Annotated in this window: 12 protein-coding genes and 1 tRNA gene; 10 read left to right on the top strand and 3 right to left on the bottom strand. The window is 57.5% G+C overall.

Going from position 1 to position 11179, the window contains the following annotated elements; genetic code table 11:
- The first annotated feature begins 514 nt into the window (after nt 1-514).
- The 3 genes from QT222_RS14085 (at nt 515) to QT222_RS14075 (ending at nt 3281) form a co-directional block, all read left to right on the top strand.
- A complete protein-coding gene (locus QT222_RS14085) occupies nt 515-1183 on the top strand; it encodes a hypothetical protein (RefSeq protein WP_491477527.1) in 669 nt (222 codons plus the stop codon).
- 344 nt (nt 1184-1527) lie between these two features.
- Nucleotides 1528-2532 carry a Cdc6/Cdc18 family protein gene (locus QT222_RS14080; RefSeq protein WP_491477526.1) on the top strand — a complete coding sequence of 335 codons (1005 nt, stop codon included), beginning with the start codon at nt 1528-1530 and terminating at the stop codon, nt 2530-2532.
- A gap of 503 nt (nt 2533-3035) precedes the next feature.
- A complete protein-coding gene (locus QT222_RS14075; RefSeq protein ID WP_491477525.1) occupies nt 3036-3281 on the top strand; it encodes a hypothetical protein in 246 nt (81 codons plus the stop codon).
- Here the strand turns inward: QT222_RS14075 and QT222_RS14070 are convergent.
- Nucleotides 3278-3577 carry a hypothetical protein gene (locus QT222_RS14070; RefSeq protein ID WP_491477524.1) on the bottom strand — a complete coding sequence of 100 codons (300 nt, stop codon included), beginning with the start codon at nt 3575-3577 and terminating at the stop codon, nt 3278-3280. The two genes, QT222_RS14075 and QT222_RS14070, sit on opposite strands and share 4 nt — an antisense overlap.
- A gap of 228 nt (nt 3578-3805) precedes the next feature.
- Here QT222_RS14070 and QT222_RS14065 point away from each other — a divergent pair, with 228 nt between their 5' ends.
- From QT222_RS14065 to QT222_RS14040, 6 genes are all read left to right on the top strand, one after another.
- Nucleotides 3806-4141, top strand: a complete 336-nt coding sequence (locus tag QT222_RS14065) for a hypothetical protein (RefSeq protein ID WP_491477523.1) — start codon at nt 3806-3808, stop codon at nt 4139-4141.
- On the top strand, nt 4138-4296 hold the full coding sequence (locus tag QT222_RS14060) for a hypothetical protein (RefSeq protein ID WP_491477522.1): 159 nt from the start codon (nt 4138-4140) through the stop codon (nt 4294-4296). The genes QT222_RS14065 and QT222_RS14060 overlap by 4 nt, the downstream gene beginning before the upstream one ends.
- Nucleotides 4293-4790, top strand: a complete 498-nt coding sequence (locus QT222_RS14055; RefSeq protein WP_491477521.1) for a PD-(D/E)XK family putative nuclease — start codon at nt 4293-4295, stop codon at nt 4788-4790. The genes QT222_RS14060 and QT222_RS14055 overlap by 4 nt, the downstream gene beginning before the upstream one ends.
- Nucleotides 4787-5152 carry a hypothetical protein gene (locus tag QT222_RS14050; RefSeq protein ID WP_491477520.1) on the top strand — a complete coding sequence of 122 codons (366 nt, stop codon included), beginning with the start codon at nt 4787-4789 and terminating at the stop codon, nt 5150-5152. Before QT222_RS14055 ends, QT222_RS14050 begins: the two co-directional genes overlap by 4 nt.
- 88 nt (nt 5153-5240) lie before the next feature.
- Nucleotides 5241-5567, top strand: a complete 327-nt coding sequence (locus tag QT222_RS14045; protein WP_491477519.1) for a hypothetical protein — start codon at nt 5241-5243, stop codon at nt 5565-5567.
- Nucleotides 5564-5707, top strand: a complete 144-nt coding sequence (locus QT222_RS14040; RefSeq protein WP_491477518.1) for a hypothetical protein — start codon at nt 5564-5566, stop codon at nt 5705-5707. Before QT222_RS14045 ends, QT222_RS14040 begins: the two co-directional genes overlap by 4 nt.
- Here the strand turns inward: QT222_RS14040 and QT222_RS14035 are convergent.
- Entirely contained in the window at nt 5689-6945 is a 1257-nt protein-coding gene (locus QT222_RS14035) for a tyrosine-type recombinase/integrase (protein WP_491477517.1), read from the bottom strand. The two genes, QT222_RS14040 and QT222_RS14035, sit on opposite strands and share 19 nt — an antisense overlap.
- A gap of 232 nt (nt 6946-7177) precedes the next feature.
- Between QT222_RS14035 and QT222_RS14030 the strand changes: the two genes are divergently transcribed.
- Complete coding sequence (locus QT222_RS14030) at nt 7178-10783, top strand: tetratricopeptide repeat protein (protein WP_491477516.1); 3606 nt, start codon at nt 7178-7180, stop codon at nt 10781-10783.
- Nucleotides 10784-10973: 190 nt separating this feature from the next.
- Here QT222_RS14030 and QT222_RS14025 read toward each other — a convergent pair.
- A tRNA-Cys gene (locus QT222_RS14025) sits at nt 10974-11049 on the bottom strand.
- Nucleotides 11050-11179 lie beyond the last annotated feature (130 nt).

Below are 11179 nucleotides of genomic sequence, written 5' to 3'. Positions count from 1 at the left end.
ATAATAGATACGTGTTGCTCAGAGTAATCGACAGGCAATACGAGATGACATCCAATAATAGGGTGGCCGTTATTGGGGCGCTCCTTCCGACGAGCGCAATCTAATGGGGTGCCATCTCTGGCTCATTTTCTCACAGAAGGTTGTGTCATACCACGGTTCGCATACCCAGACACCGCCCACCAGAACAGTTCATTCCGTGTCAGTGCGGAGATCGAATCTTGCTGTCCGTGGCCCATGTGGGAACCTATGCGATGACTTTTCACTTGTTGATTCGTGCTCCAGACAACAAGACATCTTGAACTGAGAGGTCAAAAAACAAGCTCAGTGTGTCGAGTGAGCAGACGATGTCCAACTATACGAATCGGACTCGGTAGTCACCATGAATTTTCTGTAGTTACAAATTTGCCGTAGATTACTGAAGACCGATACCCACATCACCCGGCTAGATAACAACATGGCAAATGTGTAATATAATTTTAATTAATTATATATTCTTATAGATTGACGTTAAGCTATGAGTGATGATGGCCGGCTCCCAGGAATAAACCACCTTTCAGAAACGTATTTTGATGCTTGGGAAAATTTTGGTGAAGGTAAATTCACACCAACTGAGCTAAGAAATGAACTTCTCAAAGAAAGCACAGAACCAGATAATGTTTCAGACGAAAGCTCACTTTACAGTAGCCTATACCGGGGGGCAACTATAGGGCTCGTGCGTTTTCACGGAGATAAGACATTTAGCGTCCAAATTACTCCAGAGGATTCAGAAAAGAACCGACACCAGATCGCTACGAATCATATTGACCGGCTGTGGGAAGAAATCAAAAAGGAAGAAAAACGAAGAAAAGAAGGTGGAGAAAGTGAAAAGGAGAAGTCAGTTCTGGCATACGATGACAACTCGTATGTTCGTACCTTCGTCGGTCGTAATACGGAAATTAAGGAGAATTTAGAAGGCTACTTCCAAGCGACATTTGACTCTGAAGAGCATGCAGGAGTCGTTTTAGAAAGTTGGACTTCGGTCGCAGATGCAGCCGATGAATTAGCGGATGATCTTACTGATGACGAAGTAACATCGGAGGCCGGGTTATTGTATAGGTTTGATAAAGCGGGAGAGGAAGTTACTACGGATGAAGAAGGTGAGAAAGTACTTCGAATTTACTTGGACGAGACCCGGTTCTCGTAAATAAGTGGACGAGCTGAGTAGTCACACCCCTCTTCTGGTCGAAATGTGAGAATCTGTATGATACTTCCTGCAGAATAGAAAACCACCAGACGGTGGACTTCGCAATCGGGGTGATCAGATGTGCACCAGGTTCGAAGACAGTGCCGGTCATCACACCCCACGTCTTTACGATCTTCATACACCTCTCTTCGGGAGTCCTATCTGAGGAGACCGACGATAGAAGTAAGGAAACGACACCTATGAGGGCTGTTCGCGTTAGTGGCCGCAGAGTCACCGACGGCGGGGAGTGGGATTCGAACTTCTCTCCCCGAATCATTATCACGACCTATCAAAAATCGACAGACATGATACGCGACCCCCGAGTACTCGATGACGAGGTCGTCCCCGATCACGAACTCGTGCTCCATCGTCGCGATGAGATGGATACCCTTCTCTCGGCGCTGCGTCCCCGGATGAACGCCCGTGATCACGTCTACGCCTTCGGTCCCACGGGAACGGGAAAGTCGACGCTCGCGAAGCTTGCTCTCACCCTCCTGGAAGAAGACGGCGAGGAGTTCGATTCGACAGTCGTCAACTGCTGGGAGCACCCGACCCGAAGTGACGTCCTTCGCGCCATCGCGAGCGACCTCGTGAGTATCCCAGTCAACCGCCACTCAACGCCGACGGCAGAGCTCACGTCGCGGTTGACCGACGAACCCGACCGCCCGCGCATCGTCGTCCTCGACGAGGCTGACCAGCTCGCTGATACGGATGTTCTGTATGACTTGCATCGAGCGCCAGCGCTGTCGGTCCTCTATATCGGCAACGACGAGGACGATCTCTTTGCAGGCATGGCCGACCGGGTTCGAAGCCGGGTGAGCACAGGCCGCCGGATAGACTTCGAACGCTACTCAACGCAGGAACTCGCCGAAATCCTTCAGGCCCGTGCGGACCACGCTTTCCGGTCAGGAGCGGTGTCGACGCGACAGCTCGAAGCCATCGCGAGCGCTGCCGAAGGCGACGCCCGGACGGCGATTCGGTCGCTTCGACTCGCTGCAGAGGCGGCGACTGAGAACGGCTACCTTCGAATCTCGGATGCGAACGTCGAGGACGCTATCCCCGATGCTCGCGAAGAGTTGCGCCAGAAGAGTCTCTCACAGTTGACGGCCGAGCAGCGGCTCGTCTACGATATCGTCCGTGACTACGGCCCGATCTCGCCGTCCGAGATCTACGGAAAATACACGGACCGCGTCGAGGATGCGAAGACGAAGCGGACTGTGCGGTCGTATCTCTCGAAGATGCGTCACTACAACCTCGTCGAGCATCACGGGTCCCGGTCGAACCGGACGTACACTGCTATCGGAATCTGAAAGCATATTATACCGAACTCATTCAGTCTGTCAGCGCTTTTTTGTACACTCCACCCATGGTATGCTGTATGCCAACACCGTGCGAGAAGTACGTTCGTCATCTGATTCGAGAAGAAACCTGCCCCGCTGGAGGATGTAATTACAGTGGTACCGCAATCCAGGTGAACAGCCACTTTTTCGGCACCAAAGACAATACGCACGAATTAGCAAGGATTGCTGGTCGAGGGGAGCGTCTAATGATGTCACCAGACGACATCTGATACCACTCGTCACTGGCGTTCTTCTCTATCGGAAACTGAAATTTCCTATCGGAAATTCCGTTCTTCTCGGGGCATAGAGTATTGTGAGCGTGTTGAAATCAGCAGATCACGATTCCTATCGGAAGCTTCGGAAACGACCCCATTCGCCTTATCGGAGTCCTGCCCAATCGTGATTGTGTGCAGTCTTCGACACACCCCACGAGTCCCTGTGGTCAACCCCCCGCTGACGCCCGCACCTTCCGTGTGAATCGCTACGAACTCGGCTACGACGTGCCGATCAGTCAGGCCGTCGTCGAAGTCGACATTCGACCGAGTGTCGTCGACGTTCGCGACGCCACACACCGCTGGACCGTTCGCGATGGACGGACCATTCGGTCTCCCCTCCCACGTGGCCGCGCCGAAGTCGTCGACACACCACCAGCATGGCTCGTGGGCGTGTTGGAGCACGTCGGACTGCACACTTTCGAGGGCGCTGAAAAATGTCGTTAGTTGTCGGTGTCGTCGGTTTCCTCAAGCGTCGACGCGTCGAGTTCCTCGTTGAGGTAGCTTCGGCCTTGGTCAGTGAGGCGATACAAGCCACGGCTGACGACCTCCAAAAGACCATATTTGGAAAGAACCCGGCAACGCTCTCCGGCGTAGTTCGCGTGAGTGATGTCGAAGTCAGCCAGCGCTTGCGGGGTCATGTTCCCCTCATCTCGTATCGTTTCGAGGATGGCGTCGTCGATTGGACGCATCCAGTCTGCACGTCCTCTTACCACATCCCCCGATTTTACTGTGGAACTCATAGTAATGCCGGTGTCAAATCCTATGCGTTGTGACTAAAAGTATCTACCGTCACTTCCGAGTTATCCGCTTGCTAACTCAAAGTAACCTATAAGTAAAGAGGAACATAACAGGAGAATGGAAGTCGCGAACGCACCGCTCGGAAAAGGTGCAACGGGTGCGCCAACACCCGTCACGTGGCTTCCGGATCACCCGCTTCGCTGGGGATTACCAGCGAGCGTACGAAAGCCATGTTTGGATACACAAGCGACCGGATTAAGGATTCGGTCACGACCCGACTAGCACCGCTTGTCTGCGACGGTGGGACCCCCGTCGAAGACACCAAGAGAGACAACACTGAGTCCTTCACGGGCACGGTCGTGATGGAGCCCAACGACGAGGGACACATCATCCTCGACGACACTGAAACGACCCAGAGTGTCATCGTCGACGCGACTGACGGGACCGAACTCGGACTCGGAGACGACATCAAAGCGGCCGGACCAACCGACCCTGACGGACGCATCATCGCGACGGACGTGGAGCACGTCGACCGCGATCTCGTCACCGACGGAGGGTCACGATGAGCACCGTCGACGAAAGCGCAGTCACCGACATCGACCTCGATGAGTTCCTCGCTGGTGAGGACTTCCTTTATCAGCGACTCGGCGGGGGTGTCGTCCTCGAAGGCCGTAACGGCGAGTGGATCACGTGTGAGAACCCAATGGAGGTTCGCGAATGAGTGGAACGGCCACTCGACAGGGCGGGCTCAACGCCGAAGGCTCGCTCATGGAGTTCGAGCCTCGGATTCGGACGCTCTCGGTCGCCGTCGACGAACACGGCTACGAGGCGACCGACGACCAACTCGAGCACATCGACGCCATCGCGACCGAACGGATCGTCCTCGACGAGGACCTCCCCGGCCTTGGCCGGGATGTCGTTCCCGAAGGGACGCTCACTGAGATTAAGAGTGCGATGGTCGTCTACGGCCGCAATCAGCGCCGTGGTCGTTACACGCTACGGAAGCAACAACACAAGACGCTCCGGGATTCAGGTGGCGTCTATGTGTTCATCGTCTGCACGCCCGACCCAGCTCGCGAGATTATCGCCGTGAAAGTTGTCGCTCCCGAGGTTGTCGACCTCCTCGATTGGTCGTGGCGCGAGGCAGAGGGCATGACGGTCACCCAAATCGCGTGGTCACAGATCTTCGATCCCCAGGAGGTGGAGGGTCGATGACACTCACCAAAACGCTGCAGTCGCTCGAACGTGGTGACAAAGTTCGCGTCGAGGCTGTCGCTCAGGCGTGGAAGATGCCGTTTTTCGTCATCGACGTCGAGAAGCGCCACGGCCGCACGACCGTGTTGCTTTCAGACAGTGGTGGTGAGACTGGCGCTGTCACTCATCTCCTGCAGCACGTCGGTGGCGACCACGTCGAGATGTGGATCATCACGAGCGGTGGGACGGGCGACCTCGAACCCCGAGGCCGTGTAACTGCGCTCGAGAACGCTGGTCGCGCGTCACTGGAGAAGCTCCTCCGAATGGCGACTCCCGACGAACTCGGACTGTCACCAGAAGGCGAGCGTGAGGTGGCACGATGACGCGTTCCCAACGAGCGGCGCTCGTTCACCTCTTGATCGTCGCCACGTACGCCCTCGCTGTGGCCCTCATCGTGGTGGTGTTTGGATGATGGCCGCCGCACAAGGTGGCGAGTGGTCTCGGCAGGATGGCGTCGTTATCGCCCGCCTGCGCGACGGTGGGGTGTCGCATCCCGAGTGGCGACTCCAAACCCGCGGACCGGAACGCTGGGCCAACGAGAACATCCGCGTGTTGTGGCGTGAGGGCACCCCAGTCCCGTCGCACTCGTCGAACGGCACTATCGTCCGCTATCACGAATCGTCCGGCCTGTTGCTCATCGCCGAGTGGGGTTGTCTGCAGACCGTCGTCCCGCTGTCACGGTACGCTGAGCGCGAACAGCAGCAGGTCCGAACCGAAGCCAACCGGATGCAATCATGAGTACGACAAAATCATCCACCAACGAGACTGAGACGCGCGAAGAGTCGCTCCGTAAACTCACCGAGAAGTTCGACGAAGGTAGCGATATTCACGAACTGGCGTCGAACTACCTCGCTGCGTATCAGGAGGACTGCGAATGAGCGTCGCCGACAGCCGGTCGGGGGTCGTCGTCGATGGCGTCAAGGAGGACCCGCAGTTGCCGTCGGGTCGCAGGGTCGGTCTCCTCGACGAGTCTGTCGACGACGTTGTCACGCTGTTCGTCACGTTGCCGTCGTGCTTCGGGCGTCGCGGGTTCCCCGCAGTTCGGACAGTGCTGATGATGCGGGGCGACGATCTCGTGGCAGTTCCCGCAGGACTTTCGGACCGGGTTGGACTCGGCGGTCGGCTCGCCGATCCCCGCTGCGCCGAAGATGTCGTCGTTGAGCTCCTCGGCCGTGACGTGAACGTACGTCTTCCACATCGCGGTGTCGAGCGCCCAGTGGACGCGATGCTCGATCTGCGTGCGTGTGTAGCCCTCGCGGATCATCCGCGTGATCGCCGAGTGGCGGAAGTTGTGCGGGTTGGTCGGCTTGTCGATGTCGGCGCGCTCGCTGGCGTTGTTGAGGATGGTTCGGAGGTGCGACACGGAGATCCCGCCGTCGTCCTCGTCGACATCGTCATCGAACCCCGAGATCTTGTGAAACAGCGCCGCATCGGGCTCGTTGGGCCGGGGATGCGAGGTTCGGAGGTAATTCCGCAACACCGCTCGGGAGTCGATGACTGGGTAGGGCTTGATGTCCGCGCCCTTGAGACCGAGCGCTTCGTCGTTCGGCTGGTAGGTCGCCCGCTCGCCGTCGAGGTCAACGTCACCGACGCGGAGGGACGCGACGAGCGTTCGTCGAGCGCCGGTGTCGGCGAAGAACTCGATGAGGGCGACATCGCGAGTGTACCGAGCGGCGTCGGTGAGTGCGTTGATGTCCTCGGGGGAGAGCATGTCGTCGGCGTCGACGGTGTTTCTCGAGACCGAGGCGACGTCGACGTCGTCGGCCCACTCGTAGTCGAGGAAGTCCCAGAACATCTTGCAGATACGCTGGGTGTTCTGGAGGGTTGCATCACTCATGCCGTCGTCACCACGGCCGTACTCGCTGGAGTGCGAGAACTCGAAGAACATGTCGCGAGCATCGTCGATATCCATCTCGACCAGCGGCATGTGCGCTCTGCGAGCGGTGACACGGAGCTGCTTCGCGTACTGCAGGAGGGAGGAGACAGTACAAGTCGAGTCCTTCGCGGTGATGAAACGCCGGATTGCTCGACGGTCGACGTCGGGGATATCGGCGTCGTCGAGTCGGCCCAGTTCGTTCTGGAAACGCTCTCCGAAGCGGGCTGGGTCGGTGGGCATACACCCCTGTTCGAGGTCGGGTTACATGTTCTTTCGCAGCGTAAAATGATTACTTTTCCTCGGAGCATGCCACCGTCTCTCGGAGCCACCGCGAGCCAACCACACCCAAAATACGGAGGGTGTCCCGCGGACGGTCACGAAACAGGCAGGGTTTTGAGACAATCAGGCGAAGAAACAGTAACATGAGCCCCGGGCCTGTCGTGTACTGGGTACAGGGTGGAGACAAACTGTGATGCTCAATGACGACCGCATGACAGACCAACTGGAACTCGTTTCCGACCGCTTCGACTTCCTCGACACGTTAGACGAGGGGACGCTCGACAAACGCGAACTAACCGAAGCGCTCCCGTACTCACGGTCGACTGTCGACCGGGCGATTCGCGACCTCATCACGTCCGGACTCGTTCTCGATGTACAGAACGGGTACACTACGTCACTAAAAGGACGCTACCTCGTCGCCCTGATTCGGTCGTTTTACACAGACGCACAGGATGTCCTCGAATTCGATTCGTTCGTCGCCGAGGAGACTGCTTCGTATCCGCTACCAGTCGACGTGCTTCTCGGGGCCGACGACTCGACCACTGCGACTCCAGCGTCCCACCCGCTCGACGCGCTTGGAAACAGGTTGTCGATGACGAATCATGGGACGTTCGTGTTCCCATACCTCCCGAGTCAGACGTTCATCGAACAGTTCACGCAGTGGCTTACCGATGGGCACTCGTGTCGGCTCATCGTGCCCGAGTCAGTTATCACCGCCATCTGGCGAGAGTTCCCAGAGCTTCTCGAAACGATACAGGCCGTGCCCGACTGCGAACCCCGCGTCGGGGACGTTCCCCCGTTCGCCATCACACAAACAGCGCTCGACGGTGTTCCACACGTGACTATCGTCGTCTACAGCGACGCCGCACAGATTCAGTGTGTGATACGGAACACGACAAAACGGGCCGTGACATGGACCCGTCAATACGTCCAATCGCTCTGGGAAGCAGCGACTCCGTTCGACCTGAGTGGCCGAGTTGATGGCGAGGTCAACGACGGACGGTCCGGCGAGTCAGCCAATCGAGAACCCACCGATAAAACGGACCAAACACTCGCCGATAAAACGGACCAAACACTCGCCGATAAAACGGACCAAGCACTCACTGGTGAGACGAACACGACGACCGTTGCGCCCGAAGTCGATACCACAGGGACGGGCATTCGAGGTGCGAAGCTCCCGACGACACTCCAATCACAGGGTCTCGTTCGGCTCTCTCCGGCGTACTTCGACCGGGTCGGTGTTTCGCCACCCCTGGCCTGTTGGCGTGCGGGATTCGACCTCGGTGAAGTTCGTGCCGGGTACGCATTCGACCGCGAGCAGCAAACCGAAGACGGGCGAAAGAACGTAACCGACGAGCTATTCGCTCGGCTTCGAGCGAGTAACGACCACGTCGTCATCGGCCCGCCGGGTGCAGGAAAGAGTACGGTGTGTATGTCCGTCGCCTGCCGGTGGTACGAGCGAGAGCAAGGCCCTGTCCTCTACCGGAAAAGCGGCCAGCGGGAACCACTCACTGCGACTGCACATCTCGGGTCGTACCTCGCCGAAACGCCCGGACACGTCCTCGTCGTCGTCGAAGACGCGACTCGAAACGAGGCAAACGCGGTGTTCGAACTCGTCCGCGAGTTCGCCGACGATGACCAAGTGACCTTCCTCCTCGACAGTCGAGAAAACGAGTGGCGAGACGGTACGCTTCGGGGGTCTGCACGCCTCGAATCACACCGAACCCAATCGATTGACGTGCTGTCCGTTCCGGGCGTCGACGCTCGCGAGCGCGAACGCATCGTCGAACACTTCGAAACCACGGTCGGCAAACGTATCGACATCGACCCGGACGAACTTCACCCGAGCGACCAGGACGAACTCACCCCTGGAGAGATGTATCTCTTTTTCCACCGACTGGCTCGGTACGTCGAACCAAGCACTCATGGCGACGCTGCACCGACGAGCCTCCTCGACGACATCGACGAAGTCTACGACAGTCTCGAACGTATCGATGACGAACTCGCAGTCGACGTTGGTGTGCTCGTGAACCTGCTGAACGCCTCGGGTGTCGGCGTCGACCTCCCTCTCGCGTATACACTGTCGTCTTCAAGGCAAGGGGAATCAGTCGTAGAAGACGCACTCGACGCACTCGAACGGTCAGTTCTCTACTCTGCCTTCGGAGACGACGAGGCCGAACGGGTCCGAGCAGTCCACGAAACGTGGTCCACTCGTTTCCTTCAACGACTGTTGGACCTCGAATCCGAGCGACGTGCACGACGGCGATTCGAGCGCTGTCTCAGTGCGCTCTTTTCGCTCGTCGACGACGAACGCGCGAGAGAGAACGTCCAGTCGGTGTTCGGCGGCACTGCCGACATCATTCGGACCATCGAATCCGACCCGACGACGTGGGGTAACCGGCTCGTTCGAAACGTCTTCGAACTCGGCGTCAACACGCCGACGCTCTCGGAACTCTACGCCGAGACGGACTATTCGGACGTTGCTGTCCCTCGTGCCTGCGATCCCGAACTTCAACTGGACGCCCGACGGTGGCGCGCCCGGATGTTCGTAAACAGTGGAGAGCTTGGCCGGGCAAAGCGTGAGTTCGAATCGCTCATCGAACTCGACGATAGCGTGTTCGACGAGGAGATGCTCATTCAAGCGCACGCGGACGGATTTGCTGGGATATCCGAAGTTTCGCGATATCGTGGAGAGTTCGAGTGTGCACGCGAAAGCACATACAAGGCGCTCGAACGGTTTGAACAGATAGACGATGCTGTCGGGCGAAGCGACGTGTTAAATGCGCTTGGTAGTATCGAGGCGCAAACCGACAATCCAGAGTCCGCAAAAACACAGTATGAACAAGCACTTGCGCTTCGCCGGACTGTCGGTGACGACGCACGAGTTGCGAGTACACTCGCAAACCTCGGTCAGGTTGAAGTGACACTGGGGAGGTACGATAAGGCACGCGAGCACGCACAGACAAGTCTTCAGCTGCGAAGGGAGGCCCAGTATCTGTGGGGAGAAGCAATCAGCCTCGATCTCCTCAGTCGTATCGAACTCGAAAATGGAACGCTAGATGAAGCAGAACGATATCTGAAGCAGGCAACAGCGATTCGCCGGAAGATCGGCGATTCAATGGGTACAGCATTGGCATCGAATAACCTCGGCCGAATCGAGCTCGAACGTGGTACACTTGACGATGCACGTGCACGCTACGAAGAACTCGTCGAGACATTGGACGATAAACAACTCGAGTGGGTTCGCGGATGCGCCCATCACGGTCTCGCCGAAGTACTACTTGATATGGGCGAGGCCGACGCTTCACTTAAACACGTTGACATCGCGAGCGATATACTCGAACAAAACGAATCGAAGCTAATCGAGGTCGAAGTAATCCGCGCTCGTGCACACCTCCAGCGCGGGGAACGAGAACGGGCTCAAGCCCTCGCTGAGGAGGTACTCGACCGAGCGGAACACTCGGCTCAAGAACCGGAGGCTCGTGCAAATGCAGCGCTTGGGCTTGTTCTCGTTGCCACGGGAGAGACAACGAACGGACTTTCTCACCTCCGAAAAGCCGTCGAAGTGGCCCCCACGAAAGTCCTCGAGGGACGCTGTCTTCGTCAGTTAGCCGATGCACTCTGTACCGTTGGACAACCTTCGGATGCACTCGATACACTCGAACGTGCTGCGGAGTGTTTTTCGGCCGTCAAAGCCCGGGTTCGAGAACGGAAGACTGCACTCAAAGCACTAGAACTCGCCCACGAACTCGACGACCACAACTCGAAGACCAATTTCGAAGCACGGCTCTTGCAGTGAGGGCAATGGGGGAGACCCCACTGCTTCCGATACGTCTGTGTGTTTCTTCGCGTACTTCCTGTTATGTGATTGATGGCTGATAGATGTCTCTCTAGGCTGTGTCGATGCAGGAATTGAGAAAGAACAAAAACTGACAGCCGTGTGTCGAGAGCGACGCAGTGGCTCTCGGAACGATAACGTAACTGAAGAAAGCCAAGGGCCGGATTTGAACCGGCGGCGGGCGGCTCTGCAGGCCGCTGCGTTAGGCCGAACTCTGCCACCTTGGCGCAGTTAATCGTATCGCAGTCTTGTGCTTAAGCCTGACGGTGTGTGGCCTGTGTCGGGGGTTTTCACCACTTGAACAGGTACCGAGTGCTGCGGCTGGGGGGTGAGTAGTATGTGCGAGCAGTCTAACTG

The sequence above is a fragment of the Haloferax sp. s1 genome (genome assembly GCF_058382125.1).
Note: the sequence above shows the minus strand (reverse complement) of the source record. Positions and strands in the feature narration are given on the sequence as shown.

Bases quoted from the DNA above. Each gene is read 5' to 3' on its own strand.
- QT222_RS14055 (WP_491477521.1), top strand. From the start codon at position 4,293: ATGAGTGGAACGGCCACTCGACAGGGCGGGCTCAACGCCGAAGGCTCG.
- QT222_RS14065 (WP_491477523.1), top strand. From the start codon at position 3,806: ATGTTTGGATACACAAGCGACCGGATTAAGGATTCGGTCACGACCCGA.
- QT222_RS14050 (WP_491477520.1), top strand. From the start codon at position 4,787: ATGACACTCACCAAAACGCTGCAGTCGCTCGAACGTGGTGACAAAGTT.
- QT222_RS14070 (WP_491477524.1), bottom strand. From the start codon at position 3,577: ATGAGTTCCACAGTAAAATCGGGGGATGTGGTAAGAGGACGTGCAGAC.
- QT222_RS14030 (WP_491477516.1), top strand. From the start codon at position 7,178: ATGCTCAATGACGACCGCATGACAGACCAACTGGAACTCGTTTCCGAC.
- QT222_RS14035 (WP_491477517.1), bottom strand. From the start codon at position 6,945: ATGCCCACCGACCCAGCCCGCTTCGGAGAGCGTTTCCAGAACGAACTG.
- QT222_RS14080 (WP_491477526.1), top strand. From the start codon at position 1,528: ATGATACGCGACCCCCGAGTACTCGATGACGAGGTCGTCCCCGATCAC.
- QT222_RS14060 (WP_491477522.1), top strand. From the start codon at position 4,138: ATGAGCACCGTCGACGAAAGCGCAGTCACCGACATCGACCTCGATGAG.
- QT222_RS14040 (WP_491477518.1), top strand. From the start codon at position 5,564: ATGAGTACGACAAAATCATCCACCAACGAGACTGAGACGCGCGAAGAG.
- QT222_RS14085 (WP_491477527.1), top strand. From the start codon at position 515: ATGAGTGATGATGGCCGGCTCCCAGGAATAAACCACCTTTCAGAAACG.
- QT222_RS14045 (WP_491477519.1), top strand. From the start codon at position 5,241: ATGGCCGCCGCACAAGGTGGCGAGTGGTCTCGGCAGGATGGCGTCGTT.